The organism is Natronoarchaeum sp. GCM10025703 (assembly GCF_042661985.1).
Lineage (GTDB): Archaea > Halobacteriota > Halobacteria > Halobacteriales > Natronoarchaeaceae > Natranaeroarchaeum.
The window spans coordinates 346,846-364,394 of sequence record NZ_JBHSZF010000001.1; the positions used below are offsets into that span (position 1 = coordinate 346,846).

Annotated in this window: 12 protein-coding genes and 8 pseudogenes; 12 read left to right on the forward strand and 8 right to left on the reverse strand. The window is 63.6% G+C overall.

Annotation, left to right across the window (positions count from 1 at the left end; translation table 11 throughout):
* The first annotated feature begins 26 nt into the window (after window positions 1-26).
* Both ACFQH2_RS01900 and fer read left to right on the forward strand, forming a co-directional pair.
* Window positions 27-1,201 (forward strand): annotated as a pseudogene (locus ACFQH2_RS01900) (anion permease).
* A 115-nt stretch (window positions 1,202-1,316) separates the two neighbouring features.
* On the forward strand, window positions 1,317-1,706 hold the full coding sequence (fer, locus tag ACFQH2_RS01905; RefSeq protein ID WP_377056290.1) for a ferredoxin Fer: 390 nt from the start codon (window positions 1,317-1,319) through the stop codon (window positions 1,704-1,706).
* Window positions 1,707-1,824: 118 nt separating this feature from the next.
* Here the strand turns inward: fer and ACFQH2_RS01910 are convergent, their stop codons facing one another.
* The 5 genes and pseudogenes from ACFQH2_RS01910 to ACFQH2_RS01930 form a co-directional block, all read right to left on the reverse strand.
* Entirely contained in the window at window positions 1,825-2,715 is an 891-nt protein-coding gene (locus ACFQH2_RS01910; RefSeq protein WP_377056292.1) for an NAD(P)/FAD-dependent oxidoreductase, read from the reverse strand.
* A pseudogene (locus tag ACFQH2_RS01915) lies at window positions 2,715-3,931 on the reverse strand (ABC transporter substrate-binding protein). Before ACFQH2_RS01915 ends, ACFQH2_RS01910 begins: the two are co-directional and overlap by 1 nt.
* A 51-nt stretch (window positions 3,932-3,982) precedes the next feature.
* Window positions 3,983-4,848 (reverse strand): annotated as a pseudogene (locus tag ACFQH2_RS01920) (ABC transporter ATP-binding protein).
* Window positions 4,848-5,953, reverse strand: a pseudogene (locus ACFQH2_RS01925) (FecCD family ABC transporter permease). The pseudogenes ACFQH2_RS01920 and ACFQH2_RS01925 overlap by 1 nt, the downstream one beginning before the upstream one ends.
* A 146-nt stretch (window positions 5,954-6,099) precedes the next feature.
* Window positions 6,100-6,654, reverse strand: coding sequence for a winged helix-turn-helix transcriptional regulator (locus ACFQH2_RS01930; protein WP_377056300.1), 555 nt, complete (start codon window positions 6,652-6,654; stop codon window positions 6,100-6,102).
* Between the two features lie 208 nt (window positions 6,655-6,862).
* Here ACFQH2_RS01930 and ACFQH2_RS01935 point away from each other — a divergent pair, with 208 nt between their 5' ends.
* The 5 genes from ACFQH2_RS01935 (at window position 6,863) to ACFQH2_RS01955 (ending at window position 11,210) form a co-directional block, all read left to right on the forward strand.
* Window positions 6,863-7,159 (forward strand): DUF7471 family protein, encoded by a 297-nt coding sequence (locus ACFQH2_RS01935; protein ID WP_377076389.1) that lies wholly within the window; start codon window positions 6,863-6,865, stop codon window positions 7,157-7,159.
* A gap of 47 nt (window positions 7,160-7,206) precedes the next feature.
* Window positions 7,207-8,217, forward strand: a complete 1,011-nt coding sequence (locus ACFQH2_RS01940) for an A24 family peptidase (RefSeq protein WP_377056304.1) — start codon at window positions 7,207-7,209, stop codon at window positions 8,215-8,217.
* A gap of 60 nt (window positions 8,218-8,277) precedes the next feature.
* The gene (gene hisI / locus ACFQH2_RS01945) at window positions 8,278-8,655 is read left to right on the forward strand and encodes a phosphoribosyl-AMP cyclohydrolase (protein ID WP_377056306.1); all 378 of its coding nucleotides are present in this window, start codon (window positions 8,278-8,280) and stop codon (window positions 8,653-8,655) included.
* A gap of 9 nt (window positions 8,656-8,664) precedes the next feature.
* A complete protein-coding gene (locus ACFQH2_RS01950) occupies window positions 8,665-9,801 on the forward strand; it encodes a DUF7118 family protein (protein ID WP_377056308.1) in 1,137 nt (378 codons plus the stop codon).
* A 116-nt stretch (window positions 9,802-9,917) separates the two neighbouring features.
* The gene (locus ACFQH2_RS01955; protein ID WP_377056310.1) at window positions 9,918-11,210 is read left to right on the forward strand and encodes an RNA-guided endonuclease InsQ/TnpB family protein; all 1,293 of its coding nucleotides are present in this window, start codon (window positions 9,918-9,920) and stop codon (window positions 11,208-11,210) included.
* A gap of 38 nt (window positions 11,211-11,248) precedes the next feature.
* On the opposite strand, the pseudogene glmM reads toward ACFQH2_RS01955, so the two are convergent.
* Window positions 11,249-12,612: pseudogene (glmM, locus tag ACFQH2_RS01960) on the reverse strand (phosphoglucosamine mutase).
* Window positions 12,613-12,732: 120 nt separating this feature from the next.
* Between glmM and ACFQH2_RS01965 the strand changes: the two are divergent.
* Both ACFQH2_RS01965 and ACFQH2_RS01970 read left to right on the forward strand, forming a co-directional pair.
* The gene (locus ACFQH2_RS01965) at window positions 12,733-13,371 is read left to right on the forward strand and encodes a thioredoxin domain-containing protein (RefSeq protein ID WP_377056314.1); all 639 of its coding nucleotides are present in this window, start codon (window positions 12,733-12,735) and stop codon (window positions 13,369-13,371) included.
* 50 nt (window positions 13,372-13,421) lie between these two features.
* A pseudogene (locus ACFQH2_RS01970) lies at window positions 13,422-14,002 on the forward strand (L-threonylcarbamoyladenylate synthase).
* A 28-nt stretch (window positions 14,003-14,030) separates the two neighbouring features.
* On the opposite strand, the pseudogene ACFQH2_RS01975 reads toward ACFQH2_RS01970, so the two are convergent.
* Together ACFQH2_RS01975 and ACFQH2_RS01980 are read right to left on the reverse strand one after the other, a co-directional pair.
* A pseudogene (locus tag ACFQH2_RS01975) lies at window positions 14,031-14,695 on the reverse strand (CRISPR-associated protein Cas4).
* A 91-nt stretch (window positions 14,696-14,786) separates the two neighbouring features.
* Window positions 14,787-15,389: a conditioned medium-induced protein 4 gene (locus ACFQH2_RS01980; RefSeq protein ID WP_377056320.1), complete on the reverse strand. Its 603-nt coding sequence runs from the start codon at window positions 15,387-15,389 to the stop codon at window positions 14,787-14,789.
* Window positions 15,390-15,489: 100 nt separating this feature from the next.
* On the opposite strand from ACFQH2_RS01980, the gene ACFQH2_RS01985 reads away from it, so the two are divergent.
* The 3 genes and pseudogenes from ACFQH2_RS01985 to ACFQH2_RS01995 all read left to right on the forward strand — a co-directional run bounded on the left by ACFQH2_RS01985 (window position 15,490) and on the right by ACFQH2_RS01995 (window position 17,549).
* On the forward strand, window positions 15,490-16,029 hold the full coding sequence (locus ACFQH2_RS01985; protein ID WP_377076390.1) for a biotin transporter BioY: 540 nt from the start codon (window positions 15,490-15,492) through the stop codon (window positions 16,027-16,029).
* Between the two features lie 95 nt (window positions 16,030-16,124).
* Window positions 16,125-16,831, forward strand: a pseudogene (locus tag ACFQH2_RS01990) (energy-coupling factor ABC transporter ATP-binding protein).
* 13 nt (window positions 16,832-16,844) lie between these two features.
* Window positions 16,845-17,549, forward strand: coding sequence for an energy-coupling factor transporter transmembrane component T family protein (locus ACFQH2_RS01995; RefSeq protein ID WP_377056326.1), 705 nt, complete (start codon window positions 16,845-16,847; stop codon window positions 17,547-17,549).

The following is a 17,549-nucleotide window of genomic DNA, read 5'->3' on the forward strand; positions in this document are numbered from 1 at the left end:
AGTTCTGGGTGGTACTCTATATGTTTATGATCGCACCTCTATTACTTATTGGCCTCGTCGTTGCGGTTTTTGTCGGCTACAATATCGGTGGTTCGACGACCGGACCGGCGTTCGGACCGGCAGTCGGGGCCGACGTAATCACCAAGACGGCAGCGGCGGCGTTCATGTCCCTCTTCTTTTTCATCGGCGCGTTCACCATCGGGCGACAGGTCGTCACGACGCTGAGCGAAGGGCTAGTCGAACCGGGCGTGTTCACACTCGAAACGAGCATCACCGTACTGTTTTTCATCGGCTTCGCACTGTTCATCGGGAACCTCTTCGGCGTCCCGGCATCGACGTCGATGACGACGGTCGGGGCAATCGGCGCGCTGGGCTACGTCAGCGGGACGCTGGACTGGGCGGAACTCGGAGAGATCGTTACCTGGTGGCTCGTCGCACCGCTGATCGGCTTCTGGGTCTGCGGAGTGATCGGACGGTATTTTTACCCCGGATCAACGCGTGGATCAACATCCAGCGCACTGACAACGAGTTATTTATCATCGACACGTCGAAGATGATTCCCCGGGTCGGCGTGAGCAGTGAGGCGACCAATCGCGAACTGTTCGGCGCAGGTACCGTCATCGCAATCGGCTGTCTGATGGCGTTCAGTTCGGGGACGAGCAACATCGCAAACGCCATTGCACCGCTGGTCGGGAGCGGTGATCTCGAAATGAACGCCGGGATCATCCTCGGCAGCATCGCCGTCGGCGTCGGCGCGTTCACGATCGGTCGCCGGACGATGGAGACGCTGGGCAACGATATCACCCATCTGCCGCTGACGGCGGCGATCGTCATCGCGACCGTTAGTTCCTTCATCGTCGTCTCGCTGTCGGCGCTGGGCATCCCCGCGAGTTTCGTCGTCATCGCGACGATGGGGATCGTTGGCCTCGGTTGGGGGCGGGCGACCCGAACCACGAGCGTCCGCGAGGGAGTGCGAGGAGAGAAATCGACGACCGTCTCCGTTGGCGCGCTGTCGGCCGACGAGGAGGGTGAAGAACTACCGGAGATCGGTGAAGAGGACCCCGAGGACATCCCGAGCGCGGGGGACCTGTTCAACCCGAGTACGACCGGTCGCGTGATTTTGCTTCAGAACCTCGTTCCCGGGATATCGACGGTCGGAGCGTATCTCGTCTTCGAGTTCGTGCCGGTGTTCGGGTTTTAAACCCTGCTAGAACAAATATAGGGCGTTACTAACTCGTACCGGGGGAAATCCGGACGTTCGGGAGGCCGTGCAAAACAATAACTTCTAACCGTTAGGACTTCTGAATGTCAGCCTGATGCCCACTGTAGAATACCTCAATTACGAAGTGCTGGACGACCAGGGCTGGGAGATGGACGACGACGACCTCTTCGATCAAGCCGCAGACGCTGGCCTCGACGCCGAGGACTACGGCTCTCTCGAAGTTAACGAAGGCGAGTATATCCTCGAAGCCGCCGAAGCGCAGGGCTACGATTGGCCGTTCTCGTGCCGTGCTGGCGCATGTGCGAACTGCGCAGCAATCGTCTACGAGGGCGAGATCGACATGGATATGCAGCAGATCCTCAGCGACGAGGAAGTCGAAGAGAAGAACGTTCGACTCACCTGCATCGGTAGCCCCGACGCCGAGGAAGTGCGGATCGTCTACAACGCGAAACACCTCGACTACCTGCAGAACCGCGTCATATAACGACAGTTCGGCCCGTTCTGGCCGACCATCATCTTTTATGCGGTAGCGGGCGCGAGCGGCTCGATAGCCGCTGCGCTCCTCGGATCGCAATCGGGGGCGCTTCCCGACTGCCGTGCGATCAGTCTGACGTACGATCGAGATATGCCCGGATCCGATCGTCGTCGATGTGGTCGAGTAGCCGCTCGTAGCCGCGCTGGCGTCGCTCCTCGATCTCTGCGTCCGACTGGCGGGTCCGGAACGCTCGGTCGATATACGCTTCACGCAGTTCGTCCAGGTCCTCGCGCTCGTCGTCGATCTGGTTATCGAACCACTCCCGCCAGCGGTCCCGATCAGCCCACTCGCCGGTGAACTCTGACGCAGGTCGGAGCCAGTCGTAGTGCGTCGCGACCGCATCGGGAAAACCCACCTCGGCGCGCACGTCCTTGATCAGGGACCGGGCAACGTGGGCTCCCTGGCCCGCCGAGACGATGGCCTGTGCGTTCCGGGTCCCGTTTGGCGACGCGACGTAGAGTCCGTCGATAGGCGTCCGTCCGTCCGCGTCGGGATACTCGGGGTCGAAGCGCTCCTCGCGCTCACCGTGGTGCTCATGCAGTTCGAACATCGCCTCGTCGTCGAGCGGTCGGAGATAGTCGCCGTCGTACCACGTCGCCGTGACGACATGGTCGGCCAGAACGGAGCTTCCGTCCTCGGTATCGACTGCGAACCGCCGGCCTGCGTCGCTTCGTTCGACGGAGTCGACCAGTTCCGGGACGATATCGGAGCCAGCCGCTTCGGCATGTGCATGCATCAGATCGTAGAACGTGTCGACCTCGATGCCGCCCGGAAAGCCGAGATAGTTCGTCAGATACGCACACCGACGTAGCGCCGAGTTCCCGCGGTCGAAGACGACGGTATCGAGTCCGTAGCGGGCGGTGAAGACGGCGGCCGAACAGCCTGCCGGTCCGCCACCAACGACCGCAACGTCGCACTCGCTCGGCACACGTCCGCCGGCGTCGCTGTCGGAAGCCATCAGATGTTCCCGTTGACGATGTCGCTGACTCGCTGGCGGTCGAAGAGCTGTTCGTCGCCGAACTCATCGGGGTAGACGTCCTGTGCGGCCTGTTCGAGCTGAAAGAGATTGATAATCGGTCCCTGATAGATCCGCCCGCCGTCGATTACGCGGCCGTTCTGCACCGCAGAGAGTTTGCTCGCGACGGGGTGGTCTTCCATGTGTTCGACGATGTCGCTCTGGAAGTCGGCGTCGTGAACGCCGTCGTCCTGCCGAATCGCGATGATGTCGGGGTCGACCTCCAGTAGCGTCTCGTAGTCGATGGTCCCGCGCGAGGCGGCGAAGTCGTCGACATCGCTCTCGGCCAGTGCGCGGCCCACGTTCAGGTCGTTCCACTGTTTGGATTGTGTCCCGGAGCCGATCGTGTACGGGTAGAACGCTTCCGGTGGGAGCGATTCGGGGAACAACACCGCCACGTCGGGACTCTGCTCGGGACGGCGGGACTGCACGTCCGACAGAACCTCGTCGTGGAGGTCTGTGAACGCCTCGTAGCGGTCCCGTTCCTGAAACACGTCTGCGACTTTCTCGAAGGCCTCGTACAGGCTGTAGCGGGTATAATCGTGCCAGTCGTACCCCCTGAGAAGATAGTGTTCCCCATGAACGGCGCGATATCGGTTTCGATATCGTCGATGTACTCCTCGTTCCAGTCGAGGCGGTTGATCATGAAGTTGGGGTCGATCAGATGGAGATCAGCGTTCAGGGAGTAGAATACCTCTCTGTCCGTGCTTCCCTGCCAGAGCTCCGTCAGATCCTCTTTCTCTACCGAGACGTCCGGTAGCTCGTCGTAGAAGTGGGTGGCGTATCGGTTCCGGATGCCGATCGCCGAAAGCCCGTCGCCATGACCCAGCGCGACGCCCATGTCCGCGTAGTCGGCAGTGTACGAGAACCACGTCTCGGGGACCGAGTCGAACTCGACGGTACCGACCGGCTCCATCGAGACCGAGTAGCTGCCGCTTTCCTCGGTCCCGTTCTCGTCGCTGTTTTCGGTCCCGTCCTCGTCGCCGTTTTCAGTCCCGTTCTCGTCGCCGTTTTCGGTCCCGTTCTCGTCGCCGTTGCCGGACCCGTCGTCCCCGTTGGGTTCGTCGAGCGTGGTACAGCCCGCGAAGACGCCGAACCCGGCCGCCCCCGCAGTCGTTCGAAGTACGTTTCGTCGCGTTCGGTCTGCTCTGTCGACCATCAATTTTTAGGTCAGCCTAAAAATTTAAAACTCTTCCGAAACGCCGGGCGGTCACTCCGATTCGTTCGACAGCGCTGCTTTCGGCTGGATACGCACGTCAGGGTCGTGTCGGACCGCCGCCTCGACGTCGAAGACATCCGCGAGCAACTCCTCGGTGACGACGTTTTCGGGCGGTCCCCAGTCGTATAGCTCTCCGTCGTCTAGCGCGATCAGGTAATCCGCGAACCGGGCGGCCTGGGAGATGTCGTGAAGGACGACCGCAACGGTGACGTCTTTTTCCTCGTTCAGTTGGCGGATCGTTTCCAGCACGCGAAGCTGATGGTACAGATCCAGAAACGTCGTGGGTTCGTCGAGCAGGAGGACATCGGTGTCCTGGGCCAGCACCATCGCGATCCAGGCGAGTTGCTTTTGCCCGCCGCTAAGCTGGCCGAGTTCCGCATCTCGGAGGTCGTCGACGCCTGCGAGTTCGAGGGCCCGGTCGACGGCATCCCGGTCGTCCGCGGTGACGCTATCGAAGAACCCGCGGTGCGGATAGCGCCCGTGGTAGGCCAGGTCCTCGACAGTGATGCTGTTTAGCGAATCGTTCTCCTGTGAGAGGTGACCGAGTTCACGGGCAGCTCTTTCTGGCTCATCGACTGGATCGACTCGCCGTGCAGATAGACCGCCCCGTCGTCCGGCGTGAGATGATTCGAGAGCGCTTTCAACAGCGTGCTCTTCCCGCTTCCGTTGGGGCCGACCAGTGCGGTTACCGCCCCTTCGGGGATGTCGAGTCTGCTACAATCGACGACGGCCTCGTCGCTCGTCGGATAACTCAGTGCGAGGTCCTCGGCGACGAGCGCGCTGTCGATAGCGACGCGGTCGGTTCCCGTTGGCTCCGTACTACCTTCGACATCCGCGTCAAGACCCTGTCGTGCCATTATAGTTCACCCATCGACTGCTGTTTGCGCATCAGATAGAGGAAATACGGCCCACCGAGGAGTCCGGTGACGACGCCGACCGGCATCTGTGCGCCCCCCAGCGCGAGTCGCGCACCGACGTCGGCGGTCACCATCAGCGCGGGCCCGGCGAAGAGACAGCCGAGCATCAACTGTCGGTAGTCACTGCCCACGATGTTGCGGACGATATGAGGGACGACGAGGCCGAAGAAGCCGACGATTCCGGCCACCGAGATGGCGGCGCTCGCAGCGAGGATCGCCACCGCCGACAGCAGGAATCGGACGCGTTCGACGCGCATCCCGAGCGAGCGGGCCGTCTGCTCGCCGAGCAACAGGACGTTCAGTTGTCGTGCGCCTGCGAGCGCGAAGACGATTGCCACGATTGCCGGAAGGATCGCGATCCGCACTTCCGACCAGCCGGTTCCCGTGAGCGACCCCGTCGTCCACGCGATAGCCGTCTGGACGACCCCGAGGTCCTCGGCGAAGAAGAACAGTCCCTGCTGAAGCGACTGAAACACCATATTGACGATGACGCCCGCCAGAACCAGCCGAACCGGACTCGTCCCCCCTTCCACGCGATGAAGTAGACGAGCAGAAACGCCAGCGTCCCGCCCATTGCGGCGATGAGCGGCAGGAACGGGGCAAACCCACTGAAGACGACGAGCGTCGCCAGCACGGCGAATCCAGCCCCCGAACTCACGCCGAGGACGAACGGGCTGGCGAGTTCGTTACGGGTCACCGCCTGAAAGATCGCACCCGATATCGCGAGCGTCGCGCCGGCGATGATTCCGACGACGACCCGTGGCACCCGAAGGTTCCAGACGACGGTACGCCGGGTGCTCATCTCGGGGAGTTCACCGTCGAGCAGAAACGCGTTCCAGACGTCGAGGTTGAACAGTACGGCCGGATCGATTACCGTGTCCCACGCCTGCGCGATGGTCATCGAGTACGTCCCGAAGCTAACCTGCACGATGCCTGCAACAACCGTAAGAACTGCACTCACCAGACAGAACCCGACGAGGGTGCTCGTCAGCCAGCCACGCGACGACCCACGAGCGTGAACTGCCGACGACTGCTGTTCGTTCATCGTTTTAGGTATACCTAAAACAGGATAAAACCGTTACGATGTAGGGACACACGGGGAGAATCATCGACGTCGGCCGGAATCCCTCGGCCTCAGTGGCGCTGGGCAACAGCCACGGAGCTATCTGCCGCGAAGCGCAGGTCCGCGTCTCACTCCGCCTCGGACGGTCCGGCGTGGTAGGACGTCTCGGCCGAGCGTTCGAGCAGGTCGTCGACAAGCCGTGTGAACCGGTCGACAAGTCGATCCGGGATCCGTGGAGTGACCTCCGGGAGCACTCTCGCAGTTCGCTCCCTGTTCTGCAAGGCGAGCGTCACCCGATTCCGCTCGTCGTAGCGTTTCTCGACGATGCCGCGTTCGACGAGGTGATCGAGATGGTGTTCGAGCGTGCTACGGGCGATACCGAGCGAGTCGGCGACGGCATCCGGCGTGGCCGGTTCGTGCTCGATCAGGTGGACGACGATCGACCGGGCAGTCTCGCGACGGAACAGCGCAAGCGCACCGCGCTCCCACTCGTCGTACGACGGCGGGTAGTAATGCGTCTGCCCGTAGAACTCGTCGCGGACCAGTTCGCCCGCGTCGATCAGTCGGCGGACGTGATACTGGATCTGTCCCGGCGCGTACTCCGACTCGCGGACGAGTTCGTTGAAGTGGATCCCGGCGTCGTCGTAGATCTGTGCGCGGATCTGTGGTCGTGTGTCGGTCATCTGTTCTCGACCGCAATAAGGAAAGCTACGAGTTCCATGATACAGGGTGTTTCGTTCCTTCCCAGCGGGCGAGAACGCTGACCGAAGAACATAGTACTGCACCGCTCTAGTCACCAACGAATGGCTCCAGTGAGTTGGATGGCACTTGTAAACCAGGTGCCAGCCGTGAGCACGCCCGGAAGCGCGTGGCTGACCCACAGCTGCCCCGGTGCTCGTTGCCGTCATCGTACTCGCCGTCGCCGGGACGACACTGCTGTTTCTGGCCGGTCTCGTCGCCTACTCGCGGCGGCAAACGCGACGGTATCTACTGATTACGGTCGTGCTGGGCCTGCTCGTCGGCCGCTCGGTCGTGGGACTGGGGACCGTCCTCGGTGCCGTTCCGATGACGGCCCACCACCTCGTCGAGCACGGCTTCGACTTCCTGATCGCCGTGCTCATCCTGTACGCTGTCTACCGGAGCGGGCCGGAGCAGACCACGCAAAGCGTCGGTACGACCGACGATTGATCCCCGAAGTCGGTACGTATAAATCGGTACCGGACAGCGTTGGGAACGTGATAGAGTTCGGACCGGTGTTTGCCGCGACGAGCGATCTACTGCGACTGCTTGCCGTCCCCGTCTTTGCGTGGGCCGCGTGGCGGGACATCCAGACCCGGCGCGTTCCCAACGTGATCTGGCCCCCACTGGCCCTGCTGGGGCTTCTGTTGCTCGTCTGGGACGGCTGGCGGGCGTTCGGCATCGGCGGCTACGACTGGCAGTTCTTTCTCGTTACGACGTCGATCAGTGTCGGTCTCGTGGTCCCACTGGCCTACGCCTTCTGGCGGATGGGCGGCTTCGGCGGCGCGGACGCGAAGGCGCTGATGACCATCGCCGTCCTGTTTCCCGCGTTTCCGTCCTACTACATCGGGACGAGCGTGTATCCGCCGATACAGACCGATGTCGGCGTCTTCTCGTTTACCATCCTCACGAACGCCGTCCTGGTCGCACTCGCGTTCCCGGTAGCGCTAACGCTCTACAACGCCCTACAGGGCCAGTTCGCGTCGGCGATGGTGGTCGGCCGCGTGCGACACTGGTCCGACCTCTCGACCGTCCACGGCCGGATGATGGAGGAGCCGGATGGCCTCACCCGCGACGGACTGGATCTCGACGCACTCCGGATGTATCTGCGCTGGCGCGGGCTAACGCTCGCCGAACTGCGAGAAACCCCGGAGCGCTACCGGGATCCCGAGACGCTATCCGACGAGCCGAATCCGCCGACTGACGGCGCTGTAACCGCCGGTGAGGCGCTCGTTCCGGACGGCGGCGAACCTACAGGGAGCGAGAGAGAGGAGCCAGCCTACGAGGACCCCTGGGGGGCGGCCGCGTTTCTCGACGATATCGAGGGGACGGCCTACGGGACGACGCCCGAAACGCTCCGGGACGCCCTCGACACGCTCGTCGAGCGAGATGAGGTGTGGGTCTCCCCAGGAATCCCGTTTATCGTCCCCATCTTTCTCGGGTTCGTCGTTGCACTCGTCTACGGCGACCTGCTCTTTCGGATTCTCGGGCTGCTGGGACTCGTATAGCGGCTCTCGCTCGTTCTGTCGACCAAAAAGCCTACCTCTCGGAGGGGCGTTCACTCGGCCATGAGCGAGACACGTGCCGACGTCGAGTTGGATTTCGGCGACGATGGGCTGGTCCCCGCGGTGGCACAGGATGCCGAAACCGGCGAGATCCTGATGCTCGCCTACGCCACCCGCGAGGCCCTCGAACGGAGCCGAGAGACCGGCCGGGCCCACTACTACTCCCGGAGCCGCGAGGAGCTATGGGACAAGGGCGCGTCTAGCGGTCACGTCCAGCATATCGAGGACATACTCGTCGACTGTGACGGCGACGCCATCGTCTACCAGGTCGACCAGGAGGGTGGCGCATGCCACACCGGCTACAACTCCTGTTTCTATCGGACCATCGACGGCGACGTCGTCGGCGAGAAAGTGTTCGACCCCGAAAGCGTCTACGAGTAACGTCGAGAGATGAGTGAGCACACTGCCAGGGAGTTCGACTCGGTCACGACACTCGATAGCGCCTATGATGAGCTACAGGAACTCCGCGAGGAGCTAGAGCGGATCGGCGAGAGCGAAGTCGAAGCGGCCGTCGACGCCTATCGTGACGCCCACCGAATCCTCGACCGGTACGCCGACGAGGCTACCGGAACTGGCGATTTTAGGTCCTACGTCGAGTTCCGGGGGCAGTACTCGACCTTCGTCGAGGACCTCCCCGAGTGGCTGCCACGGCGGGAGGTGTTCGAGAAGTCGCTCGAAGCGGTCGACAAACGACGGCTCAACGAGGGTGATTTCGCCCGCGCTCGCGAGACGCTCGACGGCGTCGACGACCTCGTCGCGATGATCGAAGACAGGGACGACGCCCGGGAGCGCTACCGCGAGGCCCGCCTCGACGCCGCCGACCGACTAGACGCCATCGACGAGGAGGTCGGCGATCTCGAACACGTCCTCGAACTCGGTGAGGCGGATCTGGATGCCCCGGTCGAGCGGCTCCGCGCCCCTATCGAGCAGTACAACGAGAGCGTTCGCAAGGCGTTCCGGGAGTACCGACACGAGGCGAGCGCCCGCGAGTTCCTGTCCTTCGTCGACCGGACGCAGTACTTCCCGCTGGTGGCCATGCCACGGCCGCCCGAGGAGCTTCTGGCGTTCGTGCGCGAGAGCCCCGACGGGACCGAGACGGTTCCGACACTGCTGGAGTACGCCGAGTACTCCCGCTCGAAGTTGGTTCATTACGCCGACGACGCCGATGCGCTCAAACGGAAGATAGCGACCCAGCAGACCTATCTCGACCGACTCGACGCCGATCCGCTGACGCTCGCATGGCCGCCAGCGGAGGCCTCCCTCCTGCGCTGGCGGGCCGACGAACTCCGCCGGGTGATCAGCCGGTTCGCCCCGGAGTCCGTGATCGCGAACCTCCGCAAGGTGCGGCGACTGACGACCGAGGAAGCGGAGTTCGAGCGGCTCCGGAGGGCCGCGATAGCGCTCGACGAACTCGACGAAGAGACTCGCCAGCGGCTCGAAGCGGGAGCGGTCGAGACGGATCTCGAACGGCTACGAGCCGAGAAACGTACGCTCCAGGAGCGCCTCGACGAGTTACCGGAGCCCTGAGCCGTTTTTTATACTGGTCAGCGAGGCGAATACCCCGACCCACCGTGGTCGGGGATGAAGCCGACAATCGCTGACACAAACCATTAAGTCAACACATTTCTAATCAGGAGATCGCGATGGAACACAGTCACCGCTACCACGCCTACCCGACAGAAGAGGTAGCGGAAGGGCTGGAACACCATCTCGACGTTCATCGCCAACTCTACAACCACGTCCGCTGGGACTACGAACAAGCCCCAAAAGACGACAAACCGAGCGAGTACGACCAGAACAACAAACTCCCCGAGTGGAAACGCAAGTGGTCGGTGTTCAGCGACCTGCACTCGAAAGCCGCCCAAGCCACCGTCGCACGCTTCCACCGAAATCTCTCGAACCTCCGCAAGCAGAAAGAGAAGGGATACAACGTCGGTCGGCTCAAACGACAATCACCCACCGAATACCGGAGCGTGACGTACAGTCAGTCTGGTTTCGACCTCGATGAAAAGAGGGGCCACGACAAGTACGCATACGTCCGCTTCAGCAAAATCGACTGGCTCAAAATCCGTTACTCGCGTCCGTTTCCCGACCACGCCACCATCAAAGAAGTCACGTTCAAGAAGGAGACGACCGGCGAGTGGTTCGTCTCCTTTGGCCTCGAAACCGACGACGCTGACCTACCCGAGAAACCCGACGTTGGCTCGTTGGATGCGGGCAATAGCGTCGGTGTTGACCTCGGTATTCTCAACTACATTCACACCAGCGACGGGAAGACTGTTGAATGGCTCGACCTCGAAGGCGAATACGAACGACTTCGCCGCGAACAACGGAAGTTGTCGCGGAAACAGAAGGGGTCGAACAACTACGAGAAGCAACGCCGAGAAGTGGCGAAGGTCAAGCGTCACATCAAGCGGAAGGTGCTGGACTACCAGCATAAGATAACGACGTGGCTCGTCAAAGAGTACGACGCCGTGTTCGTGGAAGACCTGAACGTCCAGAGTATGCTTCAGGGCGATGGAAACGCTCGCAACAAGCAGGATGCGGCGTGGCGACAATTCATCACCCTGCTCGAATACAAAGCCGACCTGCACGGAACGCACGTCGTGCAGGTCGAATCACGAGGGACGACCAAGGAGTGCGCGGCGTGTGGCGTGGAGACGGCGAAACCCATCTGGGTCAGGGAACACTCCTGCCCGAGTTGTGGATTCGAGACAGATAGAGACGCGAACGCGGTTGTCAGACTACGTCTGACGGGCAGCAAAATCGCGTGCGATTTTGCGACGGCGATGAACGTCCTGAAGCGTGGTTTTTCTGAATTAGGGCTGGGATGGCCCGAAGATACGCCTGTGGAGACTGTGACCGCTACGGACACGACTGATTTTCAATCAGTGTCTGCAAGTCACGTCGTAGAAACAGGAAGCCTACCCTCGTGAGAGCAGGATTCGCCGCGCCACCGTGCGCGGGGTAACATTCAATCGCTCCTGCGACCGCGTTCGAGCGCCTCGCGAGCCTCGGCGAGGAGTTCTTTGACACGCTCCTCGTCGTGGGCCTCCGCGTAGAGGCGGATCAGCGGCTCGGTGCCGCTGGCCCGCGTTAGTACCCACGCGTCGCCGAAGTCGAGCCGGACGCCGTCCATCGTCGAGCGCTCCGCATCGACGGTTTCGGCCCACTCGGCGGCGGCGTCGAGCATCGCGTCGCGCTCGGTGCGATCCGCGTACTCGACGTTGACACGAACGTTGTGATAGCCCGAGTACGGCGCGACGATGTCGCTCGCTCGACGGCTGGCGACCAGTTCGAGAAAGCGGGCGGCCGTGAACGCGCCGTCGCGGGCCAGCCGATAACGGGGGAAAAAGAGGCCGCCGTTGCCTTCGCCCGCGACCGGGATCGAGACGCCCTCTGCCTGGAGTTCGCGGATCCGGCTGACGATGTAGGTGCTGCCGATCGGCGTGAGTTCGAGTTCGCCGTCGGCTGCCGACACCGCGTCGACGAGCCGCTGTGAGACGTTGACCGCCGAGACCGTCGTCTCGCCGGGATCGAGTTCGGCTGCGACCAGCGCGGCCAGCGTCGCGTCGCCCTCGATGTACTCGCCCGTCTCGTCGAAGAAGATTGCGCGGTCACCGTCGCCGTCGTGGGCGATACCCAGATCAGCGTCCGTGGCGCGGACGAGGCGGCCGAGATCATCGAGGTTCTCCGGGATCGGCTCCGGATTCCGTCCCGGGAAGTGGCCGTCAGGCTGGGCGTTGACCGTGACGACCTCACAGCCAAGCGCGCGGAAGAACTCCGGACTCGTCAGTGAGCCAGCACCGTGACCCGGATCCAGCGCCACGGTCAGATCCGCCTCGGCGATCCGTTCGCGGTCGATGGCATCGAATAGCTCTGCCACGTAGTCGTCGTTCGCAGTCTCGATGCGTCTGGACATGCCGACCTCGTTCCACGGCGACGTGTCCGAACCGCCTTCGAGATACGTCTCCTCGATGCGTTCGAGTTCGGGAACGGCGAGGCCGATGCCATCCGCGCCGACGAGTTTGATGCCGTTGAACTCCGGCGGGTTATGTGATGCGGTGACGATCACCACGGGAACGCCGGCCCGCTCCGCGTAGGCCTGTGCCGCAGGCGTCGGCGTGACGCCGAGGCGGTCGACATCGGTGCCGATGCTCGCCAGTCCGCTGGCGACCGCGTCGGCCAGCATCTTGCCGGTGACTCGCGTATCGCGGGCGACGCCGACCCGCTCCTCGTCCCAGACCGTCCCCGCAGCCTGTGCGACCTGCATCGCGAACGTCGGCGTCAGCGACTCGTTGACGACCCCCGCGTTCCACTCGACCCGAAAACCTCCATATATTGGGATGTGTGTGGGCGATCTTCAAAGCCGTTCCGACACCGTCTGCGGGGGACAGACCCGCTCGGTCGAGACGAAAGCCGAATAGTTCATGGGGGCGGGTTACCTACCCAGCAGGTATGAGAGAGCAGCGTTCTCGTCGGCGGTTTCTGGCTATCGCGGCGACCGGCATCACCGGCGCAGTAGCCGGCTGTCTGGGTGGCGGATCGCCGGATACGGACGGAGAAACGGTGGACGAGCTACCGACACCGGTACAGGGCGATCCCGATGCCGACGTGACCGTCGCAGCCTACGAGGACTTCAGCTGTCCCCACTGTCAGACGTATCAGTTGAACGTCTACCCGTCGGTCAAAGAGGAGTTCGTCGATACCGAGCGCATCAGATACGAGCACCACGATTTCCCGGTCGTCAACGAGGACTGGTCGTACCAGATCCCGAGCGCGGCCCGGGCGGTACAGGATACCGAGGGTGACGACGCCTTCTTCGAGTTCGCGCAGGAGATTTTCACGTATCAGGGCGAGTACTCGTTCGACGTCGTCGAGCAGGTCGGAAACGAGGTCGGGGCCGACGGCGGAGTCGTCAGCGATGCTGCCGAGAACCTCACCTACTTGCCGGTGATCGAGGCCGATAGCGAGGCGGGACAGGATCTTGGTGTCAGTTCGACGCCGACGCTGACCGTCAATGGAGAACTCGTCACGCCCCAGCAGGGCGAGGACTTCTACCAGCAGATCGCAAGCGCCATCGAAGCGGCCGAGTAGCGGCGACTGAGACGGTACGCTTTTTTGTACGAGCGGCCCAGTATCGGTCGATGAGCGATCTCGACCGTGCGGCAGCCGCGATCCGCGATGGCGACCTCGTGGTCTACCCGACGGAGACGGTGTACGGCCTCGGAGCGGACGCTCTCGATCCGGCCGCCGTCGAACGCGTGTACGAGACGAAAGTACGGGATCGGTCGAACCCGATCTCGCTTGCAGTGCCGGACGTCGACGCGGCAACGTCCTACGTCCGGCCGACCGAGCGCGAACGGGCGTTCATGGAGCGGTTTCTCCCGGGGCCCGTCACCGTGCTCTGCGGGCGTCGTGAGGTAGTCCCGGACGTGCTGACCGCCGGTAGCGACCGGGTCGGCGTGCGCGTGCCCGATCACGACCTCGCGCTGACGTTGCTCGAACGCGTCGAACCGATCACTGCGACGAGCGCGAACGTCAGCGGCCGCCCGAGCGCGCGCCGCGTCGAGGATGTCGACGAGGAGGTCAAGGACGCAGCGAGTGCCGTCCTCGACGGCGGCAAGACGGGGGCGTCGAGAGCACTGTCGTCGACGTCGCATCGGGGGAGCTTCACCGCCTGGGCGCGCTTGGCGACGAGATCGAGACGTGGCTGGCCGACCACTGAGAAGCAGCACAGTCCTGGGTTCTGTTTGCTACCCGAACCCCAGTAGCGACCGCAACGTCCGCGTCTCGACGCCACACTGGTCGCTGTACTCGCAGGCCGAACACTTCGAGTCGTCCTGCAAGCGGGGTGGGGGTGAGCCCAGCGACTCGATGGTGCGGATCGTCTCTCTGTACCGGGCTTTTCGGCGGCCATCGATCGGAACCGAGCGGACGACGCCGTGTGTCGGGTACTCGACGTAGGCCCGCTCGACCGGTCGTTCTCGCTCCCAGGCGAGGGCTTTCGCCGCCGCGACGGCGTGGACCGACTGTGGCTGCCAGACGCCCTGTTCGGGCGGCGCGCCGGTCGAGACGAGCGACGGGACCGGCGGGTCGGCGAGACACTTGTGGACGACGCCGCGACACTCCCGCCCGGTGAGGAGGACGTCCCGCCGAGGGGGTCCACGAGGTCTTGCCAGTCCTCGACTCGGGAGCGAGCGCGCTGGAGGGTACGGCGAAACGTCGACGGGTCGACGGCAAGCGGGAGCGTTTCGAGCGTCGCATCGGATGCGTCTATCAGTTCGTCGTAGCGATAGGCCAGCGCTCGGCGGCGCTCGACATCCGGCGGCGGTGCGCGGTCGTCGTCACGGCGCGCATAGTAGAGCTGTCGCGGGCAAAACGCCGCGCGGCGGAGGTCGCTGAACGCGTGGGTAGCCATACCGGGGCTGGCTCGGGATCGGATAAAAGGGTCAGGCACAAACCGGCGGGAACTGGAGGTCAGGCGGCGATACGAGAAGACCGACCGAGGGTCAGAAGGAGACGTCTGTCTCCATACCCTCCGTGGCATCGTCGAGGCCGTCCTCCTGGACATCTTCGGTCAGATGCGCCGAGAGGTCGGCCTCGCCGATGATGCTGTCGAGTTCGTCACGATACCGGTCGTTGGCCTGTCGGGACTCGTTCTGTGTGGCGACGACCCGCCGATACCGCCGGATCGTCGACTCGCTGACGTCGAACTCCTCGGCGAGTTCGCTAGTCGAGGGGTCGTCGTTGACCCGACGGCGGAACTCGTCGAGGTCGAACGGCGCATCCGTGTCACGGTCCCGGATCAGGTGGATATCCAGACGGGCGCGGACGATAGTAGTACGCGACTCGTCGAGTTCGCGAGCGATTTCGGCGTCGGAATCCCCCGCGTAGAAGCCGTCGACCAGTTCGCAGAACTGTTCGTTCGAGAGATCGGTCTCGAACTCATAGCGGTCGCGCATGCTCTCGACAACGCTCTCGACACGTTCGCGGATCTCCTCGTTGTCGGTGTCTGTGATCGATCCACGGGTATCCTCCTGCGATTCCGTTACGGACTCTTCATCCGTCACGTCGATGAAGATGTCCCGGAGTTCTTCGGTCTTCTCGTCCATCGGTAAGAGGTGTATCAACCGGTGGCTGTATAAAAGCTTGTTGACGAAGGGGGCTTCGTAAACCGAAGTATTAACATTGGTTTACCAACATCGAACGGGTATGAACGAGACAGAAAGTGGCGTAGACCTCGTCGATGCCGAGAACGTCGTTGGGATCGCCGGTGCCGCGCTGATGGCTGCACTAACTGGTGTACTGGCGTATCTCGCGGTACCGTACCCGTACTCGCCGGCACCGATCACCCTCCAGATCCTCGGCGTGTTTCTCGTCGGACTGTTCCTGGGCGCGAAGTGGGGCGGCGTGTCGATGGTGCTGTACCTCGTCGCCGGTGCAGTCGGCGCACCAGTGTTCTCCCTGGGTGCCGCGGGAATCGGCCACCTGTTCGGAAATTCCGGCGGCTACCTGTTCTCGTTTCCGATCGCCGTGGTCGTGATCGGGTACGTGATCTACGGTGATAGCGGGATGCACTCGCCGGCCGACGTTGGGGTAGCGCGACTGATCGCCGGCCTCGTCGCCGGCGCGGCAGTCGTCTACGCGCTGGGGATCGTGGGACTGATGATCGTGCTGGAGGACTGGACCTCTCCGAAGCGATCATCGGGGGTGCGGTCGTGTTCTTCCCCGGCGAAGCCGCCAAGATGGTAGCGGCGATTGCCATCGCACAGGGCGGACACGTCGTCGGCTGGCCGCCACGGAGCATCACCGGGTGATCCAGTGACCGCCGAGCGAGGGGACGACCGATGATCGGGACCCGCAACCTCGTCTTCGAGTACGGCGACGTCCGCGTCCTTGACGAGGTCTCGCTACGGATCGACGACGGCGAATTCGTGGTCCTCGCGGGCGCAAACGGATCCGGGAAGACCACTCTCGTCCGCCAGTTCAACGGGCTATTGACACCTGACGAGGGGACCGTCACAGTCGACGGGACGGATGTCACCGAGGATCTGCTCTCCGCGCGCCAGCGCGTGGGAATGGTGTTCCAGTCACCCCGCGACCAGTTCGTCGCCACCACCGTGGGGACCGACGTCGCCTTCGGCCCGGAGAACCTCGGCCTCGAACGGACCGAGATCGACCGCCGCGTGGGAGAGGCGCTTTCGGCCGTCGGGATGGATGGGCGGGGTGACGAACGGATCGACCAGCTATCGGGCGGCGAGCAAGAGCGGGTCGCCATCGCGGGCGCGCTGGCGATGGAGCCGGACCACCTCGTGCTCGACGAACCGTTCACCGGCCTCGACGAGCCAGCGCGACAGTCGGTGTTACAAAAGCTGCGGCCCTCCGCGAGCGCGGGACCGGCATCGTCGTCGTCACACACGACCTGCGTGACGTGCTCGAACTGTCCGACCGCGTCGTCGCGCTCGTCGACGGGCAGGTAGCGGTCGATGCCACGCCGGACGCCGTCGGGACGGCCCTCGACGGGATCGGTATTCGGGTGCCGGCAGGCCGATGACGGGAGAACGCCAATGTTGAGCTACGAACCGGGCGAAACGCTCGCCCACCGGTTCGACGCGCGGGCGAAACTGGGCTTTCAGATCGCCTTCGCTATCGGGGCGTTCGGTCACTCGACGCCCGAGGCGATGGCGGTTCTCTCCGTGCTGGCGCTGGTCGTTCTCGCGTCGGCCCGCGTCTCGCCCCTCCGAGCGGTCTGGTCCATCAGGTTCCCGCTGATACTGCTGGCGTTCGCACCGCTTCTCGCCGCGGCGACGCTCGGCCCACCGTGGCTCGACGTCGAAGACGGTCTGGTGACGGCGCTCGCAAGCTATCGCGTCGTCCTGCTCCTCCTCGTCAGCACCGCGTACGTCGTCACGACCGCACCGCGGGCCTCGCGCGCCGCGATCCAGTGGGCGGTGCCCGGCCGCCCCGGCGTCGTTCTGGGAATCGGCGTCTCGCTCGTCTTCAGGTTCCTGCCGGTCCTGCAGGCGGATCTCCGGCGGATCCGCGACGCCATTGCGGCGCGAGGTGGCGAGACGGCCAGCTATCGACGGCGCGTGCAGTTGATCGGCGTGCTCGGCGTCGCGCGGACGTTCCGACGCGCGAACCGCCTCGCGCTCGCCTTACAGGCCCGGTGTTTCTCGTGGAACCCGACCCTGCCCGCGCTCTCGGCCGCTCGACTCGACGTTCCCGTGGTCGTGATGAGCGCCGTACTCTTGCTGTCGCCGCTTCTCTGA

Coding starts and splice junctions, on each gene's coding strand:
- hisI (WP_377056306.1), top strand. CDS start 8,278: ATGAGCGAGACACGTGCCGACGTCGAGTTGGATTTCGGCGACGATGGG.
- ACFQH2_RS01930 (WP_377056300.1), bottom strand. CDS start 6,654: ATGACCGACACACGACCACAGATCCGCGCACAGATCTACGACGACGCC.
- ACFQH2_RS01985 (WP_377076390.1), top strand. CDS start 15,490: ATGAACGAGACAGAAAGTGGCGTAGACCTCGTCGATGCCGAGAACGTC.
- ACFQH2_RS01955 (WP_377056310.1), top strand. CDS start 9,918: ATGGAACACAGTCACCGCTACCACGCCTACCCGACAGAAGAGGTAGCG.
- ACFQH2_RS01980 (WP_377056320.1), bottom strand. CDS start 15,389: ATGGACGAGAAGACCGAAGAACTCCGGGACATCTTCATCGACGTGACG.
- ACFQH2_RS01910 (WP_377056292.1), bottom strand. CDS start 2,715: ATGGCTTCCGACAGCGACGCCGGCGGACGTGTGCCGAGCGAGTGCGAC.
- ACFQH2_RS01950 (WP_377056308.1), top strand. CDS start 8,665: ATGAGTGAGCACACTGCCAGGGAGTTCGACTCGGTCACGACACTCGAT.
- ACFQH2_RS01995 (WP_377056326.1), top strand. CDS start 16,845: ATGTTGAGCTACGAACCGGGCGAAACGCTCGCCCACCGGTTCGACGCG.
- ACFQH2_RS01965 (WP_377056314.1), top strand. CDS start 12,733: ATGAGAGAGCAGCGTTCTCGTCGGCGGTTTCTGGCTATCGCGGCGACC.
- fer (WP_377056290.1), top strand. CDS start 1,317: ATGCCCACTGTAGAATACCTCAATTACGAAGTGCTGGACGACCAGGGC.